Consider the following 23,839-nt stretch of genomic DNA (forward strand, 5'->3'; position numbering starts at 1 on the left):
ATATCTGGCGTTGATTTTTGGCACGCTGTTGAGTTCTCAAGGAACGGACGCTTCCTTTGTACTCACCCAAGCTACTCTCGGGCTTTCCTCCGGGCGCTTCCCTCCGGTGTTCCAAACTCTATCAGTGTTTTTCCGGCCCCCTGACCACCGTCCTGCAGGCATGCAGAAGATGATCCCGGGATAGGATCTGAACGATCTGAACGAGTTCGGTGCTGCCGGGGTCGGACACAAAGTGCCGCTCGCCCCGAGGCAGGTCTACGACTCTACATCGGGCCGCTGAGCCCGTGCAAATCGCTTGCAGGGGTGGTCTAGACCTCTCATGCGGAGCTATGGTGCGGAACGGGTACGTCAACCGACCTGCCCTGCTGCTCAGCGCGCCGTCCCGGGACAGCGGGACGGTGTCCTCATAGATCCCCACCTGGGAGGCTTCCCATGACCACCGTGACGTCCCCGCTCGCAGGACGCGCCATCGGACTGGCCGCGGTACCGGACCCCGTCTTCTCGGGGGCGATGGTCGGCCCCGGCATGGCGATCGACCCCGTGCGTGAGGCGGGGGACGCCGTCGCTCCCGTCGACGGGGTCGTCGTCTCCCTGCATCCGCACGCCTTCGTCGTGGTGGACGGCGAGGGGCACGGTGTGCTGACGCACCTCGGTATCGACACCGTGCAGCTGAACGGTGAGGGCTTCGAACTGCTCGTGAACAAGGGCGACACCGTGCGACGCGGTCAGGCCGTGGTGCGCTGGAACCCCGCCGCCGTGGAGGCCACTGGCAAGTCGCCGATCTGCCCCGTGGTGGCGCTGGAGGCCACAGCCGACTCCCTCATCGAGCTCCGCGAGGACGGCGAGGTCAAGGGGGGCGACACGCTCTTCGGCTGGCGGTGACCTCGCGGCCGTATCGGATCGCAAGTTCCACAACCACCGCGGCGGCGGGACCCGCCGCACTAACGGAGACAGGTGAGATGGAGACAACGCTGCGAGGCGTCGGTGTGAGCCACGGTGTGGCGATCGGCGAGGTTCGGCACATGGGAACGGCGGTGCTGGAGCCGCCCGCCAAGCAGATTCCGGCGGAGGACGCGGAGCGCGAGCAGGGACGTGCCCGCAAGGCCGTGGACGCGGTGGCCGCCGATCTGATGGCGCGCGGCAATCTGGCCGGTGGTGAGGCCCAGGCCGTGCTGGAGGCCCAGGCGCTGATGGCCCAGGACCCCGAGCTGATGGCGGATGTGGAGCGACGTATCGCCGTGGGGAGCACGGCGGAGCGTGGTGTCTACGACGCCTTCGCCGCGTATCGGGCGCTGCTGGCCGGAGCGGGTGAGTACCTCGCGGGCCGCGTGGCCGACCTCGACGACGTGCGGAATCGTATTGTCGCCCGGCTGCTCGGGGTTCCGATGCCGGGGGTGCCGGACAGCGACGAGCCGTACGTCCTCATCGCTCGTGACCTGGCGCCGGCGGACACGGCGCTGCTCGATCCGACGCTCGTCCTCGGTTTCGTGACCGAGGAGGGCGGGCCGACCAGTCACAGCGCGATCCTGGCGCGGGCGCTCGGGGTGCCGGCCGTGGTCGCGCTGCCGGGGGCCGGGGAACTCGCCGAGGGCACGGTGATCGCCGTGGACGGCAGCACCGGTGAGATCTTCGTGAACCCGAGTGCGGAGAAGAAGGCCGAGCTGGAGGCCGCCGCGGCGGCGCGGAAGGCCGCGCTGGCCGCGTCGAGCGGGCCCGGCGCGACCTCCGACGGGCACCGGGTTCCGCTGCTGGCCAATGTGGGCGGCCCCGCTGATGTGCCGGCGGCCGTGGAGGCCGGGGCCGAGGGGGTCGGGCTGTTCCGGACCGAGTTCCTCTTCCTGGACGACAGCAAGGCGGCGCCGTCCGAGGAGAAGCAGGTCGAGGCGTACCGCCAGGTGCTGGAGGCCTTCCCCGAGGGGCGGGTGGTCGTGCGGGTGCTCGACGCGGGGGCCGACAAGCCGCTGGAGTTCCTCACGCCGGCCGACGAGCCGAACCCGGCCCTCGGTGTGCGTGGCCTGCGGACGCTGCTCGACCACCCCGAGGTGCTGCGGACACAGCTGACGGCGCTCGCGAAGGCCGCCGAGGGTCTGCCGGTCCATCTCGAGGTCATGGCGCCGATGGTGGCGGACCGCACGGACGCGAAGGCGTTCGCCGACGCGTGCCGTGAGGCGGGGCTGCGGGCCAAGTTCGGTGCCATGGTGGAGATCCCGTCGGCGGCGCTGCGGGCGCGGTCGATCCTTCAGGAGGTCGAGTTCCTCTCGCTGGGGACGAACGACCTCGCGCAGTACACGTTCGCGGCCGACCGGCAGGTGGGTGCGGTGTCGCGGTTGCAGGACCCGTGGCAGCCGGCGCTGCTCGACCTCGTCGCGCTGTCCGCCGAGGCGGCGAAGGCCGAGGGCAAGAGCTGTGGTGTCTGCGGTGAGGCGGCGTCGGATCCGCTGCTCGCGTGTGTGCTGACCGGTCTGGGTGTCACCTCCCTGTCCATGGGTGCGGCGTCGATCCCGTATGTGCGGGCGAACCTGGCGAAGTACACGCTGGCGCAGTGCGAGCGGGCGGCGGCGGCCGCGCGGGCGGCGGACACGGCCGAGGAGGCGCGTGGCGCGGCGCAGGCGGTGCTGTCGGGCGAGTAGCTGCGCGGCCATCGGCGGGCGTCGAGGGGCGCTCCACCTTCGGGTGGGGCGCCCCTCGCCCGTTCAGTGGGTGTGGCCCCGGGTGTCCCGGCCTCCCTCGGCGAGGTCGTCCCCCAGATCGGGCGGGGTGCAGTAGTCGACGCCGGACTCCGGGGAGACGAGGTCTCCGGATTCCATGTCGGTGCAGTAGGCGTCGAAGACCTCACCGGCGGTGAGGGGTGCGAGGCCGTCGCCGCGCAGGCGCCAGCCGTAGACGCGGTCGGTCCGGTCGGGGCCGGTGGTGCGCATGACGAGTCCGCCCGGACAGCGGGTGGCGATGCCGAGGGCCAGGACGGTGGCGAACTCCAGGGCTTCGGACTCGTCGAGCCGGGTGGCTCCTTCGGTGGTCCGGTCGGCGTGCAGGACGGCGGCCAGGGGCTGGGGTTCGGCCGAGACGCTGCAGACGAGGTGGCGTTCGCCGGGGCCGGCGGTGTCGAGGATGCGCTTGAGCAGGTCCATGGCGCGGGAGAAGGCCGCGCGTCCGATGTCCTCGCCGCAGGAGGCGCAGTCGCCGATCTGGGCGAGGCGTGTGGTGGCGTATTCCCAGGTGGCGAGGCGGACGGCTTCGTCGATCAGGTCGGGGACGAGTTCGGTGAGGGGCTGTCCCTCGTACGGGAGGGCGGCGCCGGTCGCGGCCAGTTCGGCGGTGAAGCGGGTGCGGCTGGAGGGGGTGTCCGGTTCGAGGCCGGTGTCGGCGCAGAACGCGGCGTACTCCTCGGGGTCGAAGAGGGCGACCGTGGTGTGGTTGCCCTGCGCGGCGAGGGTCCTGAGCAGGGCTTCCACTTGGCGGAGGTAGGTCGGGTGGTCGTCGAAGGCGAAGCTGCGGTAGCGCCGCATGGCGGTGAAGTCGTGTTCGTCGGCCAGCAGGCCGATGGTGCCCGCGATCTCGCGGCGCAGGACGCGTCGCATGCTCTGGTGGTCGGTGCGTGCCATGGTGCTCCCCCTGTGCGAACGGTCGATCAATGCTCACTCACAGTAATCGAGGGCACTGACAACGGGTCGCCGGAAGGGGTCAGGCCCGTCTGCGGGCGAGGTCCTCGTAGAAGCGCAGGAGGTCGAGGTTGTCGATGGAGCCGGGGTTGACCGCCTTCTCCAGTGGGGTGCCCTGGAGGAGGCGTTTGACGGGGACCTCGATGCGTTTGCCGGTGAGGGTGTGCGGGACGCCGGGGACCTCGATGACCTCGTCGGGGACGTGCCGCGGTGAGAGCTGTTCGCGGATGGTGCGCTTGATGCGGGCGAGGAGGGCCTCGTCGAGGGTCGCTCCCGGGGCGAGTTGGACGAAGAGGGGCATCCAGTAGCCGCCGTCGGGCTGTTCGACGCCGATGACGAGGGATTCCTTGATCTCGGGGAGGCGTTCGACCGCTTCGTAGATGTCGGCCGAACCCATGCGCACGCCTTGGCGGTTGAGCGTGGAGTCGGAGCGGCCGTGGATCACGACGGAGCCCCGGGAGGTGAGGGTGATCCAGTCGCCGTGGCGCCAGACACCGGGATAGGTGTCGAAGTAGCTGTCGTGGTAGCGGGTGCCGTCGGGGTCGTTCCAGAAGTGGATCGGCATGGAGGGCATGGGGTTGGTGACGACCAGTTCGCCGACCTCGTCGACGAGGGGTTTGCCGCTGGGGTCCCAGGACTGGAGGTCGGTGCCGAGGCCGGGGGCCTGGAGTTCGCCGATGTGGACCGGGAGGGTGGGGACGGCTCCCGCGAAGCAGGAGCACACGTCGGTGCCGCCGCTGACGGAGGCGATCCAGAGGTCCTCGCGGACCTCGTCGTGGAGCCAGCGGAAGCCGTCCGGCGGGAGGGGGGAGCCTGTGGTGCCGACGCACCGGACGCGGGAGAGGTCGTGGTCGCGGCCGGGGTGGACACCGGCCTTGCGGCAGGCCATGACGTAGGCGGCGGAGGTGCCGAAGAGGGTGGCGCCGGTCCGTTCGGCCACGCGCCACTGGGCGCCGGTGTCCGGGTGTCCGGGGCTGCCGTCGTACAGGACGACGGTGGTGCCGGTGAGGAGGCCGGAGACGAGGAAGTTCCACATCATCCAGCCGGTGGAGGTGTACCAGAAGAAACGGTCCTCGGGGCCGAGGTCGCAGTGCAGGCCGAGCTGTTTGAGGTGTTCGACGAGGATGCCGCCCTGGGACTGGACGAGGGCCTTGGGGAGGCCGGTGGTGCCGGAGGAATAGAGCACCCACAGGGGGTGGTCGAACGGGACCTGTTCGAAGGTCGGGGTCACGTCCGCCGAGGTCAGGGCGGACCATTCCAGGGCGCCCTCGGGGGTTTCGGTGCCGAGGACGGGGATGTGGACCACGGCGCGCAGGGTGGGCAGTTCGCGGCGGAGTTCGGCGACGGTGTCGCGGCGGTCGTGTTCCTTGCCTCCGTAGCGGTAGCCGTCGACGGTGAACAGGACGACGGGTTCGACCTGCTGGAAGCGGTCGAGGACGCTGCGGGCGCCGAAGTCGGGGGCGCAGGAGGTCCAGACGCCGCCGACGGCGGCTGTGGCGAGGAGGGCGACGACGGCCTGCGGAATGTTCGGGAGGTAGCCGCTGACGCGGTCGCCGGGGTGTACGCCGAGGGCGCGCAGTTCGGCGGCGAGGGAGCCGACCTGGCGGCGCAGCTCGGACCAGGTCACCGGTCGTGGTTCGTGGGTCTCGTCGACGTGGAGCAGGGCCGGTTCGTCGGCGCGGGCGTCGGTCGCGCGGAGGGCGTGTTCGGCGTAGTTGAGGGTGGCGCCGGGGAACCATCGGGCGCCGGGCATGGTGCGGTCGCCGAGCACGCGCGCGTAGGGGGTGGAGAACCGTACGTCGAACCACTCCGTGACGGCCTTCCAGAACGTCTCGAGTTCGTCGACCGACCAGCGGTGCAGGGCCGGGTATCCGCCCTCGGCGGGGGCTCCGTGGTGTTCGGCCGCCCAGGACTGGAACGCGGTGATCTGGGCGCGGTCGATGCGTTCCGCGTCGGGTTGCCAGAGCGGCGAGGGGTTCGCTGAGGTCATGGGGCGGCTCCCGGGACTGTGCGCGTGGTGTGCGTCGGACGCGCACGGCGAGGGTGTGCGCGTGACGCGGCTGACACGGACGATGCCATGTGATCGACTTCCGCACCAGGGTGAGCCGCTGTCGGGCGGCGACATGAACATGTGACGGCACCATGGGTGAACGGAAGTTGAACGGTTCACACGAATCGGCCGGTCGATGGCATGGTGAGCCACATGAACGGTCGTGACCTGGTGCGTTCGGTGAAAGCGATCGGTTCGGCGGGGGTGGCGCAGGGGCTGCGCACCGTGCGGGCCGCATGGCGCAGGAGGCGTGTCGACGCCGCCGCCCTGCCGACGCGGGGTGCCGAGCGTGCCAGGGTGCCGGGGCCGGTGGTGGGGGTGGAGCCGGGGCCCGGTGGCGGGATCGTCCGGTTCGGCAGATCCGAGCTGCGGGTGACCGTCGATGTGCACGGCGCGGTCTTCTGGGGCTGGGACGGGGCCGGGCCGGAGCCGTCGTACGCGCTGGCGGGCCGGTGTCCCGAGCCGGATCCGCGGGCCGTGCTGGAGCCGGACAAGGACGGCGCCTGGCGGGTCGTCGCCGAGCGCGTGACGGTCGTCGTGTCGCGGCACGGTGCCGTGGAGGTGCGTACGCCCGGTGGGGTGGTCCTGCGGCGTGATCTGCCGCCCCGCTGGTGGGAGCCGGTCGGTGGCGGCGAGGCGCGGTGGGTGCAGCGCTCGGAGGTGACGGCGGACGCGCGGTTCTTCGGTCTGGGCGGACGGGCGTCGGGGCCCCGGCTGCGGGACGGGACGTATCGGCTGTGGAACACGGACCCCGGTCATACGTTCGCACCGGGCGACGATCCGCTGTACATCACGATGCCGGTGCAGATGGTGGTGGCGGACGCGGCGACGCATCTGGTGTTCCACGACACCACGTGGGACGGCACGGTGACGCTGCGCGAGGGCGAGGAGGGCGCCGGGTCGGGGCACGACCGGGCCGGCACGTCCGAGCTGCGGATGGACGGCGGGCCGCTGCGCTGCTGGGTGATAGTGGGCACCCCCGCGCGCGTGCTGCATGCCTGGGCGGCGCTGACGGGGGCTCCGGCGCTGCCGCCCGCGTGGGCGCTCGGCCATCATCACGCGCGGTGGGGCTTCGGGAGCGAGCAGGAGGTGCGGCGGATCGTCGCCGGCTACCGGGAGCACGGTCTGCCGCTCGACGCGATCCATCTGGACATCGACCACTACGACGCCCATCAGGTCTTCACGGTCGACACGGAGAACTTCCCGAAGCTGCCGGTGCTCGCCGAGGAGTTGCGGCGGGAGGGGATCCGGCTGGTGTCGATCGTCGACGCGGCGGTCGGCGCGCGGCCGGGCGACGCGGTGTTCGACAGCGGGACGGCCGAGGACGCGTTCGTGCGGGACGCCGGCGGGAAGGTCGTGGAGGGACTCGTGTGGCCCGGCGAGTCGGTCTTCCCGGACTTCACACGTGCGCGTACGCGCACGTGGTGGGGTGGTCTGTACGCGGAGCGGCTGGCGCAGGGCTTCGCCGGGTTCTGGCACGACATGAACGAGCCGACGTCGTTCACGGCGTTCGGGGAGAACACTCTGCCCCGGTCGGCCCGGCACGACCTGGACGGCCGGGGCGGTGATCACCGCGAGGCGCACAACGTGTACGCGCTCTGCATGGCCCGCGCCGGGTACGAGGGGCTGCGTGAGTTGGTGCCCGAGGAGCGGCCGTTCGTCTTCTCGCGGTCCGGGTGGGCCGGTGTGCAGCGTTACGGCGGGACGTGGTCCGGGGACGTGGCGACGGGCTGGCCGGGGCTGCGGGCGTCGCTCGCGCTGGTGATCGGGCTGGGGCTGTGCGGGGTGCCGTACTCGGGGCCGGACGTGGGCGGGTTCGACGGGAGTCCGTCGCCGGAGCTGTATCTGCGGTGGTTCCAGCTCGGCGCGTATCTGCCGCTGTTCCGGACGCACGCGAGTCTGCGGGCGGGGCGGCGGGAGCCGTGGGAGTTCGGGGACGAGATCGTCGGGCACGCGCGCGTGGCGCTCCTGGAACGGCGGCGGTTGTCGCCCTATTTCATGACGCTGGCTCATCTGGCGCGCCGTACGGGGGCGCCCTATGCGCGCCCGTTGTGGTGGGGCGCGCCCGAGGACCGGGCGTTGCGCGACTGCGAGGACGCGTTCTTCCTGGGTGACTGTCTGCTGGTGGCGCCGGTGCTGGAGCCGGGCGTGGACCGGCGTGCGGTGCGGCTGCCGCGGGGGCGCTGGTACGACACGGCGACCGGGCGGGCGTACGAGGGGCCGGGGCAGATCGTGGTGGAGGCGCCGCTCTCGCGTGTCCCGGTACTCGCGCGCGCGGGTGCCGTGCTGCCGGTCCTGGGCGCCGACGGCGGCCTGGAGCTGGAGGTGTGGGCACCCGCGCGCGGGCGGACGGGGGGCGGGCTCGTGGTGCCGGACGCGGGCGACGGCTGGGACGAGCCGGAGGTCGAGCAGTACACGGCGCGCTGGGAGGGGCCGCGGCTGGTCGTGGAGCGGGAGGGGGACGAGGGTCCGGTCGAGCCCACGCGTCCCGTGCGGGTACGCGGGCTCGACCGGGAGTGAGCCCGGATACGGCTCGGATGTGACTCAGATGTAGCGGCCGTCTGTGGCTCAGATGTAGCGGCCGTCGAAGAACGCCTGGACGGCCAGGGTGTGCAGCGGGAAGGCGAGTTCGGCGGGTCTGCGCAGCAGGTGCCAGCCCTCCGTCTCGTCGGTGGGGACGGGCGCCGGGAGTCCGGCGGCCGGGCGCTCCGGGAGGAGCCCGAAGAGCAGCAGATGACCGGCGGGCGAGCTCATGGCGTCGGCGAGGCGCACGTCGCGGTCGGCCACGCAGATGCCCGTCTCCTCCTTGAGTTCACGGACGACGGCGTGCCGCCAGTCCTCCCGGTGGTCGATGAAGCCGCCGGGCAGGGCGGTGCCCCCGCGCGCGGGGGCGATGGTCCGTGTGATCACCACGAGGGCGGTGCCCTGGGTGTCGTACACGGGCTGGAGGGCCACCGCGACGGGGAGCGGATTGCGGTAGGCCACTGTCCGGCAGGTCTCGCAGGTGCGAGGCCAGCCGGAAACGCCCTCTCCGTAGGGCGCTCCGCAGCTCGAACAATGCGAGTCGGGTGCGGAGTTGGCGGGTGGGTGTTGATTCGCGGACACGCGGCGGACTGTATCCGATCATCTGCTGGTCGTCTCGTCGGGGCGGCTCAATGAAGGCCATGCCGCCGACTACGCCGGTACGGGTGAGGGCCGGCCGGAACCACCCCCGTGGGCCCCGGCCGGCCCTCACGGATACTCCGACGCCGGGCGCGGCTCGTTGGTTCTCCCGGGGCCTGCCCAATTCGGGATGCCCGTGCCAGACTCCTGACGGTTCATCAGATCTGAACCCTAGGAGGGGCCTTGGCGCGGAGTAGCACACCTGTGGTCGCGGGCTGGTTCACCGGGGAGGGCGAGGATTTTCGGCTGCTCGGCACGCGTTGTTCGGCATGCGCCTCGGTGTTCTTCCCGCGTGCGGACGTCTTCTGCCGCAATCCGGGCTGTCCGGGCGGTGAGCTGCGCGAGGTCCCGCTGTCGCGCCGGGGCCGGGTGTGGTCGTACACGGACGGCCGGTACCGGCCTCCGTCACCCTACGTGTCCGATCCGGAACTTCCGTGGGAGCCGTACGCGTTGATCGCTGTGGAACTGGCCGAAGAGCGTCTGGTGGTGCTGGGGCAGGCGGTTCCCGGGGTCACCGTCGCCGATCTGGCGGTGGGCATGGAGGTGGAGGTCGTCCCCGGCGTTCTGAACGAGGACGCGGAGACGGTCTGGACTACCTGGCAGTGGCGGCCGACGGGGGTGAGGGCATGACGGGCGAGGTGGCGGTGCTGGGCGCGGGCATGCACCCGTGGGGCAAGTGGGGCAGGAGTTTCGTCGAGTACGGCACGGTGGCCGCGCGGGCGGCGCTGGCCGACGCGGGGCTCGACTGGCGGGACGTCGGCTCGATCGTCGGCGCGGACACCGTCCGGGGCGGTTATCCGGGCTATGTGGCGGGGGCCACCTTCGCGAAGGCGCTGGGCTGGCAGGGCGCCCGGGTCACGAGCGTGTACGCGGCCTGCGCGTCCGGGGCGCAGGCGGTCGGCACCGCCCGGGCCCAGATCCTCGCCGGTCTCGCGGACGTGGTGCTGGTGGTGGGTGCGGACGCGGCTCCGAAGGGGTTCTTCCGGCCGGCGGGCGGGGAGCGGGCGGACGATCCGGACTGGCTGCGGTTCCGGATCCTCGGAGCCACCAATCCGACGTACTTCGGGCTGTACGCGCGGCGGCGGATGGCGGTGCACGGGGACACCCCGGAGGACTTCGCGCGGGTCAAGGTGAAGAACTCCGCGATGGGGGCGCTCAATCCGTACGCGCGCTATCGCAAGCGGGTCACCGCAGAGGAGGTCGCGGCGTCGGCCGTCGTCGCCGATCCGCTGCGGCTGCTGGACATCTGCGCGACCTCGGACGGGGGTGCGGCGCTCGTGCTGTCCAGCATGGACTTCGCGCGACGGCACGGCGTGGCCGAGCCGGTGCGGATACGGGCGGTGTCCACGGTGACGCCCCGCTATCCCAACACGGTGCTGGACCTGCCGGACATCGCGACGGACTCGGCTGTCGCGGTGGCGCCGCCGGACGAGACGTTCCGGGCGTCGATCGCCCGCACGGCGTACGAGGAGGCGGGGGTCGGGCCGGAAGACCTCTCGTTCGCCGAGGTCTACGACCTGTCCACGGCGCTGGAATTGCAGTGGTACGAGGATCTGGGGCTGTGCGGTGCGGGCGAGGCCGCGAAGCTGCTGCGAGACGGCGTGACGGCGCCTGGAGGCCGGACACCGGTGAACTCCAGCGGAGGGCTGGCGTCCTTCGGGGAGGCGGTTCCGGCGCAGGCGATCGCCCAGGTGTGCGAGCTGGTCCGGCAGTTGCGGGGAGAGGCGACGGACCGGCAGGTCGAGGGGGCGCGGGTGGGGGTCAGTGCGAACCAGGGGTTGTTCGGGCACGGGTCCGCGGTGATCGCGGTGCGGTGACCGAAGGGTGGTACCGCGGGTGCGGTGATCGCGGTGCGGTGACCGCGCTCACGTGATCCACATCGGCTCGGGATGCGTCGAGGGGACAGCTCCGGAAGCGCCCGGCCGGCGATCGCTGGGCCGACCGGGCCGTTCGCGCCGACGTGTGCGCCCCGTAGGCGCCTTCAACCGTTGTTGTGCGGATTCTTGACGCCCCCTGGGTACCGGTGAACACTTCCGGTGTCGGTCGGCATCGCCGGATTCGGGCGTCTTTGTGCACCGCGCCGCTCGGGCTCCCCGCCTGCAACAGGCCATCCCCCACGGGTGATGCGGCCGCGACGGCACGCTCGTCACGGAGGTCCGGGGCCGATCGCTCCGGGCCGGGGCCTAGGAGCCGCCATGAGCAACGGAGACATATTCGTCGGTGAGGTCATCGGTACGACGATCCTGATTCTCTTCGGCGCCGGTGTGTGCGCCGCCGTCACTCTCAGGTTCTCGAAGGCGAGGGCGTCGGGCTGGATCGTCATCGCGTTCGGCTGGGGCTTCGCCGTGCTGGCGGGCGCCTACACCGCCGCTCCCCTGTCGGGTGGGCACCTCAACCCGGCGGTCACTCTCGGGATCGCGGTCGACACGGGGGTCTGGGACAAGGTCTGGGTGTATCTGCTCGGCCAGTTGGTCGGTGCGATGCTCGGCGCCGTTCTGGCCTATCTCGTCTATCTCGCGCAGTTCCAGGCGAACGTCCGCAAGGAGGGCACCACGGAGGGCACGGCGGACGAACCGACACCGACCCTCGGGATCTTCTCCACCATCCCGGAGGTCCGGAACCCGGTCGCCAACCTGATCACGGAGATCATCGCGACGGTCGCCCTGGTCCTGCCGATCCTCGCCTTCGGCCGGAACACGGGCATCGGCATCGGCCAGATCCCCGGCGAGGAGGCCGGGATCTACGGCTCCGGCATCTCGGTGCTGCTGGTGTCGTTCCTGGTCGTCGGTATCGGCCTCTCCCTGGGCGGGCCCACCGGGTACGCCATCAATCCGGCCCGCGACCTCGGCCCGCGCATCGTGCACACCTTCCTGCCGATCCCCAACAAGGGCACCTCGGACTGGGGTTATGCCTGGATCCCGGTCGTCGGCCCCCTGGTCGGCGGGGTCCTCGCGGGCCTCGTCTACAACGCAGCCTTCTGACGCACCGCCGTAAGACGCGAATCGACGCAAGACGTGAGGGGATGTCATGCCGGACAACGCCCAGAAGTACGTCGCCGCCATCGATCAGGGCACCACTTCGAGCCGTTGCATCATCTTCGACCAGGGCGGCGCCATCGTGGCCGTCGACCAGCGGGAGCACCGTCAGATCTTCCCCAAGCCGGGATGGGTGGAGCACGACGCCACGGAGATCTGGTCGAAGGTGCAGGCGGTCGTCGCCGGGGCCATCGCGAAGGCGGGCCTGCGGGCGGACCGGATCAGCGCGCTCGGCATCACCAACCAGCGGGAGACGACGGTCCTGTGGGACAGGGCCACGGGCAAGCCCGTGCACAACGCGATCGTCTGGCAGGACACCCGTACCTCGGCGCTGTGCAACGAACTCGGCGGCACGGACGGGCAGGACCGCTTCCGTGAGCAGACCGGTCTGCCCCTGGCCAGCTACTTCTCCGGGCCGAAGGCCGCCTGGCTGCTCGACAACGTGCCGGGGCTGCGAGCGCGCGCCGAGCGCGGCGAGATCGCGTTCGGCACGATCGACTCCTGGTTGATCTGGAACCTGACCGGAGGCACGGACGGCGGCCGGCACGTCACCGACGTCACCAACGCCGGACGCACCATGCTGATGAACCTGGAGACCCTCCAGTGGGACACCTCGATCCTCTCCGCGATGAACGTGCCGGAGGCGGTCCTGCCGGAGATCCGGTCCTCCGCCGAGGTGTACGGCACCGCCGTGGGCCCCCTCGCCGGTGTCCCCGTCGCCTCGGCGCTCGGCGACCAGCAGGCGGCGGTGTTCGGGCAGGCCTGCTACGACGTGGGCACCGCGAAGAACACCTACGGCACCGGGAGCTTCCTGCTGCTCAACACCGGGAACCGGCCCGTGCCGTCGAAGAACGGGCTGCTCACCACCATGGGGTACAAGATCGGCGACGAGGCGCCGGTGTACTGCCTGGAGGGGTCGATCGCGATCACGGGCGCTCTGGTGCAGTGGTTCCGCGACCAGCTCGGCATCATTCGCAGCGCCGACGAGATCGAGCCGCTGGCGGCGAGCGTCGACGACAACGGCGGCGCGTACATCGTGCCCGCCTTCTCGGGCCTGTTCGCCCCCTACTGGCGCTCGGACGCCCGCGGTGTCGTGACCGGGCTGACGAGGTACGTCACCAAGGCGCACCTCGCGCGCGCGGTGCTGGAGGCGACGAGCTGGCAGACGCGGGAGGTGGTGGACGCCATGTTCCAGGACTCGGGCGTGACCATCACGACGCTCAAGGTCGACGGCGGCATGACCAAGAACAACCTGCTGATGCAGCACCAGGCGGACGTCCTGGGCGTGCCGGTGATCCGGCCGCGCGTCTCGGAGACGACGTGCCTGGGGGCCGCGTACGCCGCCGGTCTCGCGACGGGGGTGTGGAACGACCTGGACGAGCTGAAGTCGCACTGGCAGCGGGACGTCGAGTGGACGCCCGCCATGGAGGCCTCCGTGCGGGACCGCGAGTACCACAACTGGCGCAAGGCGGTGGAGAAGAGCCTCGGCTGGCACGAGGACGACGCGAGCTGAGGACGCGAGCCGAAGGCGAGACCCACGCGCGCGTACGGCGTCGGCGGCGTCGAACGGGGCCCCGCGCGCGTGCCCATGAAGCCACGGCCCGTACCCCTGTCGGCGGGGGTACGGGCCGTGCCTCACGTGGTGACGGCCTGGCGATGCCCCGAGGCGTGGGCCATCGCGTGCCGGACGACGGCGACGAGGACGTCCTTGACCGAGTCCCGCTGCCGGGCGTCGCACAGGACGACCGGCACGTCGGGGTCGAGGTCGAGGGCCTGACGGACCGTCTCGGCGGGGTAGCGTGCGGCCTCGTCGAAGCAGTTGACGCCGATCACGAAGGGGATGGAGCGCCGCTCGAAGTAGTCGACGGCGGCGAAGCAGTCCTCCAGGCGGCGGGTGTCGACGAGGACGACGGCCCCGAGGGCGCCGGAGGCGAGTTCGTCCCAGAGGAACCAGAAGCGGTCCTGGCCGGGGGTGCCGAACAGGTACAGGACGAGGTCTTCGCGCAGGGTGATGCGGCCGAAGTCCATGGCGACGGTGGTGGTCGTCTTGTTCTCCACACCGCTGGTGTCGTCGACCGGGCGGCCCGCCTCGGTGAGCACCTCCTCGGTGCGCAGCGGCTTGATCTCGCTGACCGCGCCGACGCAGGTCGTCTTGCCCACACCGAAGCCGCCGGCCACGAGGATCTTGAGCGTGACGGGCTCTACCGGGGGTGTGCCGCGCTCAGAGCGCCCGAGGATCATCGGTCTTTCTCCTGCTGGATGGGTTGTCTGTCACGTGTTCGCTCCGCCTCCGTGGCGCTCAGAGCGCCCGGAGGCCGTTGATGACGTCGCGCAGGATGCTCTCGTCCACCAGCTCGGCCGGCGGTACGGGGCGGGTCACGTGGACGAGTTCCTCGTCCACGAGGTCTCCGACGAGGACGCGGACCACCCCGACGGGGAGGTCCAGGTCGGCGGCCAGTTCGGCCACCGACTGCGGGGTGTCGCGGCAGAGCTCGACGATACGGACGTGCTCAGGGGAGAGGGAGTGGTCCTCCTCCGGGTCGTCGACGTGCGGTTCCGTGACGACCACGGCGATCAGATCGAGGCGGTGCTGGATCGCGTGATTGGTCCGGCCGCGTGTCATCGCGTACGGACGCACCACCGGCCCGGCCTCGTCGTCGAACCAGTGGCTTCTTCCCTGACCGTCTCCGCTCATGCCATCCCACTACCCGCCCTGGGACACATCGGTGCGCGGGGCCGATCCCAGGTGCACGCCGACCCGCTTGACCAGGAGGGTCATCTCGTAGGCCACCTGGCCTATGTCCGCGTCGGAGTCGGCGAGGACGGCGAGGCAGCTGCCGTCGCCGGCGGCCGTGACGAAGAGGAAGGCCTCGTCGAGCTCGACGACGGTCTGCCGGACGCTGCCCGCCTCGAAGTGGCGGCCGACGCCCTTGGCGAGGCTGTGGAAGCCGGAGGAGACGGCCGCCAGGTGCTCGCTGTCCTCTCTGGTGAGGTCCTTGGAGACGCCCGTGGGCAGTCCGTCGCTGGAGAGCACGAGCGCTTTGCGGATGCTGGCGACACGCTCCACCAGGTCGTCCAGGAGCCAGTTCAGCTCCCCGGACGTGCCCGTCGCGGTCCTCTCGGCCTTCGGTGCGGTCATCGACCGTCCCCCTTAGTCGTTCCTCGTGGTGCTGAGACGCCCTGGGCGCCGTCGCCCTCGTCGTTCTCCTCGCGGCCACGCTGCCAACCCCGTTGGAGCGAGGCCATACGGCTGCGTACCTCGTCGGCGTCGCGTTCGGTCGGGTCCTGGTGCCGGTCGGGGCGGGACCTCTCGCGTTCGGCACGCCGGTCGGGGCCGTCCTTCAACTGCGGTGCCAGACTGGCCTGTCGGACGCGACGGGGCAGCGGGCTCGGAGCTGATTCTGCCTGGTCGGTCGTCGTGTCCGCGCGCGGGGTGGGCTCACCCGCGCCGTACGGCGAGGTCGTCGGGGCCGGGCCGCCCGGCGGGGTCGTACGGCGGCGCTGGGGCAGCGCGGGGCCGTCGAACCCACCGGGGGGCAGGGCGGTGAGCGGCCGGGGGTCGGTGAGGCTTTCGGGGCCCGCCGTACCGTCCTGACCGGGATCGTCCTCCGGGTGCCTGACCCTGCCGCCGGTCACCGAACGGCCGTGCGAGCTGACGAGATGCGGGGTCCGGCGCTGCGGCAGCGGCACGGGGCCGAGCGTCGGGTCGGGGTCGGTGAGCGGTGCCTGCCGGCCTTCGCCGTCGCGTACCGGCTGCCGCTGTTCGTCGGTGACGCCGGAGAGGGAGCGGCGGGGCCGGAACAGCCCGCCCTGTTCGGCCTCCTCGTCGCCGAGGACGCCCGGGAAGCCGCCCAGCGGCTCCAGGTCGACCGGAGCCTCCAGTTCCACCGGGCCGTCCAGGATGCCCGCGGTGAGCCCGGGCAGGCGGACCGGCACCTGGGAGAGCGCCGCGTTGCGCTCCTCCTCCAGCTCGGCCTCGCGGGTGGGGTGGGCGCGGTCGAGGCGGAAGCCGATGCCGTTGGTGTCGGGGACGTCGTCGGTGAGCAGGGCGTCGGGGATGAACACCACGGCCGTGGTGCCGCCGTAGGGCGAGGGCTGGAGGGAGACCCGGACCTTCTGCCGCTGGGCGAGCCGGCTGACGACGAAGAGACCGAGTCGGTCGGTGTCGGAGAGTTCGAAGTCGGGGGTCTCGGCGAGCTTGAGGTTGGCGTCCAGGAGTGCCTCGGCCGACATGCCGAGGCCCCGGTCGTGGATCTCCAGGGTGAAGCCGTTGGCGACCCGCTCGCCGTGCACCTGGACCGCGGTGTGCGGGGGCGAGAACACCGTGGCGTTCTCCAGGAGTTCGGCGACCAGGTGGGTGAGGTCGGCGACCGCGGGGCCGGTCACGGCGACCCGGGGCAGCCGGCGGACCTCGATGCGCTCGTAGTCCTCGACCTCGGCGACGGCCGCGCGGACGACGTCCATGAGCTGGATGGGCTTGCGCCACTGCCGGGAGGGGGCGGCGCCGGAGAGGATGACCAGGCCCTCCGCGTGGCGGCGCATACGGGTCGTCAGGTGGTCCAGACGGAACAGGTCGGCGAGTTCGTCGGTGTCCTCGGTCCGGCGTTCCATGGTGTCGAGGAGGGTGAGCTGCTTGTGCAGCAGGACCTGGCTGCGGCGGGCGAGGTTGACGAAGACCTCGGAGATGCCGCTGCGGAGTTCGGACTGCTTGACGGCCGCCTCGACGGCCGCCCGCTGGAGGGTGTTGAGGGCCTGACTGACCTCGCCGATCTCGTTCTTGTCGTACTCCAGGTGCGGCACCTCGGTCTCCACGTCGACCTGTTCGCCCGCGGCGAGCCGGCGCATCACGCTGGGCAGCCGCACCCCGGCGGTCTCGTGGGCCTCCTGGCGGAGCCGGCGCAGGTCGCGGATGAGGACGCGGCCGATGCGGACGGACATGAAGAGCGAGACGAGCAGGGCGAAGAGGCCGAGGACACCGGCGACGGCGGCCTTCAGGATGACGTTGGTGACCAGCGGGCGCACCCGGTCCTGGTAGTGGTCGCCCGACTCGATGCTGAGGTCGCGGAGGTCGGCGAGCACGGGCTCGACCGCGGTGTCCCAGCTCTTCGCGGTGAACTTGGTGGGCCTGCCGGGGTCGGAGGCGATGACGGCCTGTTCGACCGACCGCAGGGGCGCGGTGCTGGCACCCCTCCAGTAGTCGGCGAAGCGGTCGCGGTCGGCGGTGGGCAGCTGCGGCAGGCTGATGTCGTACATCAGGGTGCGCTGGGCGACGAGGTCGGAGAAGTCGCGGATCTCGTCCTGGGTGATGCGGTTCGCGACGAGCACCGAGCTGAGCAGGGCGTCCTCGCGGGATAGCAGTTCGCGGGCGCGGCCGACGTTGACGAGGGCGCGGCCCTGCTTGTCCATCTCCACACTGTCGAGCGCGGGCAGGTTGGACAGCAGGGTGAAGCAGGGATCGACGAGTTCGTTGTAGTGGCCGAGGGCCTGGGCGACGGTGACGGTGCCGCTCTCGACGGTCGTCCGCAGGGAGGGCAGGGTGTCGAGGGCGTCCAGGATCGTCGTCAGCCGAAGCGAGGTGGCCTCGCCCATCTCGTCCCGCAGGTCGCTGTCACCGGCGTGCCTGCGGAACTCCGTGACGGCCTTGTCCGTGGCGGTGCGGCTGCGGTCGAGTGCCGTGACCGCCTCGGAGGAATCGGGGTCGGCCAGGTAGATGAGGGTCTGGCGGCGTTCCTGCTGGAGCACACGGACGGTGTCCTCGGTGGGGAAGCCGACCTCCTCGACGATGTCCGCCACTCTGAAGAGATCGCTCGCCTCGCGGCCCGTCAGCACCGTGGCGAACGTCCAGACACCCGTCAGGGCCACCAGGGGCACGAGCAACAGCGCCACGATCTTCCGGCGGATCGATTTCCCGCGAAAGCGCATGGCCTCCCCCAGCTCGACCCCCGCCAGGCCCGGGGGCACACATGTGCGTCAACAAACGGCGTGAGCCTACTACCGACTCGCGCGTATCTCGAAGAGCGGTCCGAGCACCCGTGATACCAGGGGTGAACCGGACAGGGGGAGTTGTCCGTTCATTGGGGGAGATTGCCGCCCCCTGTCCGGCACTTGAACCAATGACATCCCGTCGGGGAAGTCTGCCGGTTGGCCGGATTTTTTCGTTCCGTGGGAATCTTCGGCGCACGTCGATCGTCTTTCTGTACGGGAATTGAGGGCGGAATGGGCCACAGGTCCCGCAGGCCGCTCCCAGGCGGCGTAAACCAGAGGAAGTCGGGCACCAGTGGGGGGCCGGGTCCACGGATCCGGATCTGTTGGTCCACCGGCGGTGGGGAGTGACGAGTTGATGGGCACGGCGGAGCGGCGCGTGGCATCCGGGAACGGAGCGGCGGCGCCCGAGGTGGCGGCGCGGAGCGCTCAGGCACCGGATCGCGGCCTCCTGACAGGGGGCGGCGTCGCGGTGGAAGAACGGGGACTCTCCCCGCGCGCCGACGAAGAGCGGGTGTATTACCGGCCGTTGTGGATCGAGGAGCCGGCGCGCAGGCCACGGCTGCCCGATCCGGTGCGGACGGCGGCGGTGCGTGCGGTCATCATCATCGCGGTGACGCTGCTTCAGGCGATGGTGGCGTTCCTGTGCACCCTCGCGGGTTCCTGGGCGGCGTTCCCCATGGTGCTGAGCAGCGTGGCGAGCACCATCGCGGCGACCTGGGGCGTCCTGGACGTCTGGGTGACCCGCCAGGTGTGGAAGCAGCGCAACGGGGTGGTCTCCGCCCCCAGCAGCACCGCGCGTTCCCTGCGCCGGGAGCGGCGGCGGGCCCGCCGCGAGGCGCGGGCGGCGGAGCGTACGCAGGAGCGAATACGCCGTCGGGGTGGCGCCGGGCAGCTGTCGCACCCGTAGGACAGCCCGGGCGGGCCTTTCCGAGAAGGGCCCGCCCCTCCGGGCGGCGATGACGGCCGCCCTCTTCCGGCGGGCTCTCGCCGCCCCCTCCTGACGCCTCTCACCGCCTCCTCCTGGCCTCTCTCACCAGGGGCGGCGCTCCGACCAGGCGTGTCGGCTGTCACATTTGACCTCCTCTTGGGCATAGAACACGGTCTTCCGGTTAGGCGCTCAGCCGCGAGGGCGCCTGTCGCACGGCGCTGACCAGGAGGAACGAGAGACATGCCCGAACTTTTCATCGGTGGCGCATGGCAATCCGCGCTCGACGGCCGGACGCGCGAGATCCGCTGCCCCGCCGACGGCAGCCTGGTCGCGGTCGTCGACGAGGCCGGCGCCAAGGACACCGTGGAGGCCATCGCCGCCGCGCGGCGCGCCTTCGACGAGGGCCCCTGGCCCACCACCTCGCCCGCCGACCGCGGTGACCTGCTGCTGCGCGTGGCGGATCTCCTCGTACGCGACAAGGACGCGCTCGCGCGCGCCGAGTCCCTCGACACCGGCAAGCGGCTGGTGGAGAGCGAGTACGACATCGACGACATCGCGAACTGCTTCCGCTACTTCGGGCGCGCGGCGACCGCCGAGGCGGGCCGCGTCGTCGACACCGGTCAGCCGGGCGTGGACAGCCGGGTCGTGTACGAGCCGGTCGGGGTCTGCGCGCTGATCACCCCCTGGAACTACCCCCTCCTGCAGACGGCCTGGAAGGTGGCCCCGGCGCTCGCGGCCGGCAACACCTTCGTGCTGAAGCCGAGCGAGCTGACCCCGCACACCGCGATCCATCTGATGCGGCTGCTGGCGGAGGCCGGGGTGCCCGAGGGCGTGGCCAACCTCGTCCTGGGCGCCGGGCCCGAGGCGGGCGCGCCGCTCTCCGAGCACCCGGACGTGGACCTGGTCTCCTTCACGGGTGGCCTGCAGACCGGCCGCCGGCTGATGGCCAACGCCGCCGCGAGCGTGAAGAAGGTCGCCCTGGAGCTCGGCGGCAAGAACCCGAACATCGTCTTCGCCGACGCGGACTTCGACACGGCCGTCGACATGGCGCTGACGGCCGTCTTCCTGCACTCGGGGCAGGTCTGCTCGGCGGGCGCCCGGCTGCTGGTGGAGGACTCGCTGCACGACCGGTTCGTCGACGAGGTCGTCCGCCGGGCGCGGGAGATCCGGCTCGGCGGTCCCTTCGACGAGCGGGCACAGACCGGCCCGCTCATCTCCGCCGCCCACCGCGCGAAGGTCGAGGAGTACGTCGCCCGGGGCCTCGCCGAGGGCGCGGTGCTGCGCTGCGGCGGCGAGCGGCCGAGCGGCGAGGCGTACGACAAGGGGTTCTACTACCTGCCGACCGTGCTGGACGAGTGCACGGGCACGATGTCCGTGGTCCAGGACGAGTCGTTCGGGCCCGTGCTGACGGTGGAGCGGTTCAGCACCGAGGACGAGGCCGTCCGGCTGGCCAACGACACCATCTACGGTCTGGCCGGTGCCGTGTGGACGACCGACGAGGCCAAGGCCCAGCGGATGGCGGCCCGGCTGCGCATCGGCACGGTGTGGATCAACGACTACCACCCGTATGTGCCGCAGGCCGAGTGGGGCGGCTACAAGCAGTCCGGCTTCGGCCGTGAGCTGGGGCCCGCGGGGCTCGCCGAGTACCGCGAGGCCAAGCACATCTGGCGCAACACCGCCCCGGCACCGCAGGGTTGGTTCGCCTAGTCCGTCGTTCTCGGCACCCGCAGAGCCACTCCCCCCTCCCCTCCCCAAGGCCCTTCAGGAGTCCGCTCATGACGACACTTGAGCAACCCACCGGACCGAAGAACACCTCCGACGACACCGAACTCACCGAGTTCGGCTACAAGCCCGAACTCAAGCGCACCCTGGGCAACTTCCACACCTTCGCCGCCGGGATCAGCTACATCTCGATCCTGACCGGCACCTTCCAGCTGTTCTACTTCGGCTTCGCCAGCGGCGGCCCGGCCTACTGGTGGTCGTGGCCGATGGTGTTCGTCGGCCAGTTCATGGTCGCGCTCTGTTTCGCCGAGCTGGCGGCCCGCTATCCGGTCGCGGGCTCGGTCTACAACTGGTCGAAGAAGATAGGCAATCCGCATCTGGGCTGGCTCGCCGGCTGGATGATGCTGACCGCCTCCATCGTGTCGATCGCGGCGGTCGCGCTGGCCTACCAGCTGACGCTGCCGCAGATCTCCGACGTGTTCCAGATCGTCGGGGACGGCTCCGGCACGTACGACGTGGCGACCAACGCGGTCATCCTGGCCGCGGTGCTGATCCTGTTCACCACCCTGGTGAACGCCTTCGGCGTCAAGCTGATGGCGCGGATCAACACGGCGGGCGTGTTCATCGAGCTGATCGCCACCGTCGTGCTGATCGTGCTGTTCGCCGTCCACATCACCCGCGGCCCGCAGGTGGTCCTGGAGACCAACGGCACCGGCGCGAGCTACGGCAACGGCTATCTGGGCGCGTTCCTCGTGGCGTCGCTGGCGTCGGCGTACGTCATGTACGGCTTCGACACGGCCGCCTCGCTCGGTGAGGAGTCCCTGGACCCGACCCGGAACGCCCCGCGCGCGATCATCCGGGCGATCGTCGCCTCGTTCGTCCTCGGCGGTCTGATCCTGCTGCTGGCGCTGATGAGCGTCTCCAGCCTGAAGGGCGAGCAGCTGTCCACGGACGGACTGCAGTACGTCGTGCTCAACGTGCTCGGCCCGACGGCCGGCAAGGCGATGCTGTGGTGCGTGCTGATCGCGGTCACCGTGTGCGCCCTGGCCGTGCACACCGCCGCCGTCCGGCTGACCTTCGCCATGGCCCGGGACAACAACCTGCCCGCCTCCTCGAAGCTCGCCAAGATCCACCCGCGTTTCCAGACGCCGCTGCTGCCGACCGTGATCATCGGAGTGCTGGCGCTGGCGATCCTGGTGGTCAACATCCGTCAGCCGCAGATCTTCACCGTGGTGACCAGCATCGGCATCATCATGATCTACCTGGCCTATCTGGGCGTCACCGTGCCGATGCTGGTGGCGCGGCTGCGCGGCACATGGCAGCCCGCCGGGGACGGCCGGTTCTCGCTGGGCCGCTGGGGCCTGCCGGTGAACATCCTCGCCGTGCTCTGGGGCGCGGGCATGACCCTCAACCTGATCTGGCCGCGCGCCGCGGTCTACAACGCGGCCGCCCCCTTCCACTGGTACCTGCAGTGGGGCGCCGTCCTCTTCGTGGGGATCATCGCCGGCGGTGGCTTCGCCTACTACTGGTTCGTCCAGCGGCACAGGACGGGCGTGCTCGCGGAGCACCGCGTGGCCGCCGAGGCCGGGGCCACCCCGTCAGTGCCGCCCGCCGCCCCCCTCGCCACGCCCGCGGCGGACTGAGAGCCCCCAGCGGCGTCACACGGCAGAGCATCGACCAGCACAGCACAGCAGCTCGACAGCACAGCATCCAGGAGGTCAACTCCCCATGATCGAAGACGAGTTCGACTATGTCGTGGTCGGCGGCGGAACCGCGGGAAACGTGGTGGCGGCCAGACTCTCCGAGGACCCCTCGGTCACGGTGTGCGTCCTGGAGGCGGGCCCCAGTGACGTCGGTGACGACGACGTCCTGAAGCTGGAACGCTGGATGGGCCTGCTGGAGTCCGGCTACGACTGGGACTACCCGGTGGAACCGCAGACCAGCGGCAACAGCTTCATGCGCCACGCGAGGGCCAAGGTCCTCGGCGGCTGTTCGTCCCACAACTCCTGCATCGCCTTCTGGGCACCGGCGGAGGACCTGGACGACTGGGCGGCCGCGGGCTGTACGGGCTGGTCGGCGGCCGACCTCTTCCCGCTCTACCAGCGGCTGGAGACCAACGACGCGCCCGGCGACCACCACGGCCGCAGCGGTCCGGTGAAGCTCCGCACCATCAAGAGCGAGGACCCCTGCGGCAACGCCCTGCTGGAGGCGTGCGCCCAGGCGGGTATCCCGACGACGCCGTTCAACACGGGTACGACGGTGATCCGTGGCGCCAACTGGTTCCAGATCAACTCCGACGAGAACAACATCCGCCAGTCCTCGTCGGTGGCGTATCTGCACCCGATCATGGGCCGGCGTCCCAACCTGGAGGTGCGCACCGGGGTCCGCGCCAAGAAGCTGGTGCTCGACGGGCGGCGCTGCGTCGGCGCCGAGTATCTGGACCCGGACCTGATCCACACCCGGACGGTGCGTGCGCGGCGGGAGGTCATCGTCTCCTGCGGCGCCATCGACACCCCGAAGATCCTGATGCTCTCCGGCATCGGCCCCGCCGAACAGCTGCGCGAGGTCGGCGTCGACGTGGTCGTGCACTCCGCGGGCGTCGGCGAGAACCTCCAGGACCACCCCGAGGGCGTCATCATGTGGGAGGCCGCGCAGCCGATGCCCACCACGTCCAACCAGTGGTGGGAGGCCGGCATCTTCTACGACACCGAACCGGGCCTGGACCGGCCCGACCTGATGTTCCACTACGGGTCCGTGCCGTTCGACATGAACACGGCCCGGCACGGCTACCCCACCTCCGAGAACGCGTTCTGTCTGACGCCGAACGTGACGCGGGCGAAGTCCCGGGGCACCGTGCGGCTGCGCACCCGCGACTACCGGGACAAGCCGAAGGTCGACCCGCGCTACTTCACGCACGAGCACGATGTGCGCGTGATGACGTACGGGCTGCGGCTCGCCCGGCAGATCGCGGCGCAGCCCGCGCTGAGCGGGTGGGCCGGGGCCGAGCTGGCGCCCGGGCCCGACGTACGGACCGACGAGGAACTGTTCGACTACATCCGCAAGACCCACAACACCGTCTACCACCCGGCCTGCACGGTGAAGATGGGCGCGGACGACGACGCCTCGGCTCCGCTGGACGCGCGACTGCGGGTCAAGGGCATCGAGGGGCTGCGGGTGGCGGACGGATCGGTGATGCCGGATCTGGTGACCGTGAATCCGTGCATCACGACGATGATGATCGGCGAGAAGTGCGCGGATCTGTTGAAGGCGGACGCGTAGTCGCCGTGCTGGCAGAACC

General features: G+C 71.0%; 19 protein-coding genes. 12 read left to right on the forward strand and 7 right to left on the reverse strand.

Annotated features, from left to right (window positions below):
* The 3 genes from ACZ52C_RS18765 to ptsP all read left to right on the forward strand — a co-directional run.
* Positions 1-184: hypothetical protein (locus ACZ52C_RS18765; protein ID WP_469075783.1), on the forward strand; the 184-nt coding region annotated here is incomplete at its 5' end.
* Positions 185-432: 248 nt separating this feature from the next.
* Positions 433-882, forward strand: a complete 450-nt coding sequence (locus tag ACZ52C_RS18770) for a PTS sugar transporter subunit IIA (protein ID WP_469075784.1) — start codon at positions 433-435, stop codon at positions 880-882.
* Positions 883-959: 77 nt separating this feature from the next.
* Positions 960-2,630: a phosphoenolpyruvate--protein phosphotransferase gene (gene ptsP / locus ACZ52C_RS18775; RefSeq protein WP_469075785.1), complete on the forward strand. Its 1,671-nt coding sequence runs from the start codon at positions 960-962 to the stop codon at positions 2,628-2,630.
* A gap of 63 nt (positions 2,631-2,693) precedes the next feature.
* Here the strand turns inward: ptsP and ACZ52C_RS18780 are convergent, their stop codons facing one another.
* Together ACZ52C_RS18780 and ACZ52C_RS18785 are read right to left on the reverse strand one after the other, a co-directional pair.
* Entirely contained in the window at positions 2,694-3,602 is a 909-nt protein-coding gene (locus tag ACZ52C_RS18780; protein ID WP_469075786.1) for a hypothetical protein, read from the reverse strand.
* A gap of 79 nt (positions 3,603-3,681) precedes the next feature.
* Positions 3,682-5,649, reverse strand: coding sequence for an acetoacetate--CoA ligase (locus ACZ52C_RS18785; protein WP_469075787.1), 1,968 nt, complete (start codon positions 5,647-5,649; stop codon positions 3,682-3,684).
* 213 nt (positions 5,650-5,862) lie between these two features.
* Between ACZ52C_RS18785 and ACZ52C_RS18790 the strand changes: the two genes are divergently transcribed.
* Complete coding sequence (locus ACZ52C_RS18790) at positions 5,863-8,229, forward strand: glycoside hydrolase family 31 protein (RefSeq protein ID WP_469075788.1); 2,367 nt, start codon at positions 5,863-5,865, stop codon at positions 8,227-8,229.
* A 48-nt stretch (positions 8,230-8,277) separates the two neighbouring features.
* Here ACZ52C_RS18790 and ACZ52C_RS18795 read toward each other — a convergent pair whose 3' ends face one another.
* Complete coding sequence (locus ACZ52C_RS18795) at positions 8,278-8,814, reverse strand: NUDIX domain-containing protein (RefSeq protein ID WP_469075789.1); 537 nt, start codon at positions 8,812-8,814, stop codon at positions 8,278-8,280.
* A gap of 261 nt (positions 8,815-9,075) precedes the next feature.
* On the opposite strand from ACZ52C_RS18795, the gene ACZ52C_RS18800 reads away from it, so the two are divergent.
* The 4 genes from ACZ52C_RS18800 to glpK all read left to right on the forward strand — a co-directional run bounded on the left by ACZ52C_RS18800 (position 9,076) and on the right by glpK (position 13,419).
* Positions 9,076-9,501: a Zn-ribbon domain-containing OB-fold protein gene (locus ACZ52C_RS18800; protein WP_045557324.1), complete on the forward strand. Its 426-nt coding sequence runs from the start codon at positions 9,076-9,078 to the stop codon at positions 9,499-9,501.
* Positions 9,498-10,688: a lipid-transfer protein gene (locus ACZ52C_RS18805; RefSeq protein ID WP_469075790.1), complete on the forward strand. Its 1,191-nt coding sequence runs from the start codon at positions 9,498-9,500 to the stop codon at positions 10,686-10,688. The genes ACZ52C_RS18800 and ACZ52C_RS18805 overlap by 4 nt, the downstream gene beginning before the upstream one ends.
* A gap of 378 nt (positions 10,689-11,066) precedes the next feature.
* Entirely contained in the window at positions 11,067-11,852 is a 786-nt protein-coding gene (locus ACZ52C_RS18810; RefSeq protein ID WP_469075791.1) for an MIP/aquaporin family protein, read from the forward strand.
* 46 nt (positions 11,853-11,898) lie between these two features.
* Complete coding sequence (glpK, locus tag ACZ52C_RS18815; RefSeq protein WP_469075792.1) at positions 11,899-13,419, forward strand: glycerol kinase GlpK; 1,521 nt, start codon at positions 11,899-11,901, stop codon at positions 13,417-13,419.
* A gap of 122 nt (positions 13,420-13,541) precedes the next feature.
* Here glpK and ACZ52C_RS18820 read toward each other — a convergent pair whose 3' ends face one another.
* The 4 genes from ACZ52C_RS18820 to ACZ52C_RS18835 are packed head-to-tail and all read right to left on the reverse strand — an operon-like array spanning position 13,542 to position 17,828.
* On the reverse strand, positions 13,542-14,147 hold the full coding sequence (locus tag ACZ52C_RS18820; RefSeq protein WP_469075793.1) for a GTP-binding protein: 606 nt from the start codon (positions 14,145-14,147) through the stop codon (positions 13,542-13,544).
* 58 nt (positions 14,148-14,205) lie between these two features.
* On the reverse strand, positions 14,206-14,601 hold the full coding sequence (locus ACZ52C_RS18825; protein ID WP_086802490.1) for a DUF742 domain-containing protein: 396 nt from the start codon (positions 14,599-14,601) through the stop codon (positions 14,206-14,208).
* A gap of 9 nt (positions 14,602-14,610) precedes the next feature.
* Positions 14,611-15,045, reverse strand: coding sequence for a roadblock/LC7 domain-containing protein (locus ACZ52C_RS18830; RefSeq protein WP_086802489.1), 435 nt, complete (start codon positions 15,043-15,045; stop codon positions 14,611-14,613).
* A complete protein-coding gene (locus tag ACZ52C_RS18835) occupies positions 15,042-17,828 on the reverse strand; it encodes a nitrate- and nitrite sensing domain-containing protein (protein WP_469075794.1) in 2,787 nt (928 codons plus the stop codon). The genes ACZ52C_RS18830 and ACZ52C_RS18835 overlap by 4 nt, the downstream gene beginning before the upstream one ends.
* Before the next feature lie 418 nt (positions 17,829-18,246).
* Between ACZ52C_RS18835 and ACZ52C_RS18840 the strand changes: the two genes are divergently transcribed.
* The 4 genes from ACZ52C_RS18840 (at position 18,247) to ACZ52C_RS18855 (ending at position 23,820) form a co-directional block, all read left to right on the forward strand.
* Positions 18,247-18,798 (forward strand): hypothetical protein, encoded by a 552-nt coding sequence (locus tag ACZ52C_RS18840; protein WP_469075795.1) that lies wholly within the window; start codon positions 18,247-18,249, stop codon positions 18,796-18,798.
* 261 nt (positions 18,799-19,059) lie between these two features.
* Positions 19,060-20,526 (forward strand): aldehyde dehydrogenase family protein, encoded by a 1,467-nt coding sequence (locus ACZ52C_RS18845; RefSeq protein ID WP_469075796.1) that lies wholly within the window; start codon positions 19,060-19,062, stop codon positions 20,524-20,526.
* Positions 20,527-20,594: 68 nt separating this feature from the next.
* Positions 20,595-22,184 carry an APC family permease gene (locus ACZ52C_RS18850; protein WP_469075797.1) on the forward strand — a complete coding sequence of 530 codons (1,590 nt, stop codon included), beginning with the start codon at positions 20,595-20,597 and terminating at the stop codon, positions 22,182-22,184.
* An 85-nt stretch (positions 22,185-22,269) separates the two neighbouring features.
* Positions 22,270-23,820 (forward strand): GMC family oxidoreductase, encoded by a 1,551-nt coding sequence (locus tag ACZ52C_RS18855; RefSeq protein WP_469075798.1) that lies wholly within the window; start codon positions 22,270-22,272, stop codon positions 23,818-23,820.
* Positions 23,821-23,839: the final 19 nt, after the last annotated feature.

This window comes from Streptomyces sp. NPDC034049 (assembly GCF_055575575.1).

Excerpts from the sequence above, each read along its gene's own strand:
- ACZ52C_RS18770 (WP_469075784.1), top strand. The coding sequence starts at position 433 with ATGACCACCGTGACGTCCCCGCTCGCAGGACGCGCCATCGGACTGGCC.
- ptsP (WP_469075785.1), top strand. The coding sequence starts at position 960 with ATGGAGACAACGCTGCGAGGCGTCGGTGTGAGCCACGGTGTGGCGATC.
- ACZ52C_RS18780 (WP_469075786.1), bottom strand. The coding sequence starts at position 3,602 with ATGGCACGCACCGACCACCAGAGCATGCGACGCGTCCTGCGCCGCGAG.
- ACZ52C_RS18785 (WP_469075787.1), bottom strand. The coding sequence starts at position 5,649 with ATGACCTCAGCGAACCCCTCGCCGCTCTGGCAACCCGACGCGGAACGC.
- ACZ52C_RS18790 (WP_469075788.1), top strand. The coding sequence starts at position 5,863 with ATGAACGGTCGTGACCTGGTGCGTTCGGTGAAAGCGATCGGTTCGGCG.
- ACZ52C_RS18805 (WP_469075790.1), top strand. The coding sequence starts at position 9,498 with ATGACGGGCGAGGTGGCGGTGCTGGGCGCGGGCATGCACCCGTGGGGC.
- ACZ52C_RS18810 (WP_469075791.1), top strand. The coding sequence starts at position 11,067 with ATGAGCAACGGAGACATATTCGTCGGTGAGGTCATCGGTACGACGATC.
- glpK (WP_469075792.1), top strand. The coding sequence starts at position 11,899 with ATGCCGGACAACGCCCAGAAGTACGTCGCCGCCATCGATCAGGGCACC.
- ACZ52C_RS18820 (WP_469075793.1), bottom strand. The coding sequence starts at position 14,147 with ATGATCCTCGGGCGCTCTGAGCGCGGCACACCCCCGGTAGAGCCCGTC.
- ACZ52C_RS18825 (WP_086802490.1), bottom strand. The coding sequence starts at position 14,601 with ATGAGCGGAGACGGTCAGGGAAGAAGCCACTGGTTCGACGACGAGGCC.
- ACZ52C_RS18830 (WP_086802489.1), bottom strand. The coding sequence starts at position 15,045 with ATGACCGCACCGAAGGCCGAGAGGACCGCGACGGGCACGTCCGGGGAG.
- ACZ52C_RS18835 (WP_469075794.1), bottom strand. The coding sequence starts at position 17,828 with ATGCGCTTTCGCGGGAAATCGATCCGCCGGAAGATCGTGGCGCTGTTG.
- ACZ52C_RS18840 (WP_469075795.1), top strand. The coding sequence starts at position 18,247 with ATGGGCACGGCGGAGCGGCGCGTGGCATCCGGGAACGGAGCGGCGGCG.
- ACZ52C_RS18845 (WP_469075796.1), top strand. The coding sequence starts at position 19,060 with ATGCCCGAACTTTTCATCGGTGGCGCATGGCAATCCGCGCTCGACGGC.
- ACZ52C_RS18850 (WP_469075797.1), top strand. The coding sequence starts at position 20,595 with ATGACGACACTTGAGCAACCCACCGGACCGAAGAACACCTCCGACGAC.
- ACZ52C_RS18855 (WP_469075798.1), top strand. The coding sequence starts at position 22,270 with ATGATCGAAGACGAGTTCGACTATGTCGTGGTCGGCGGCGGAACCGCG.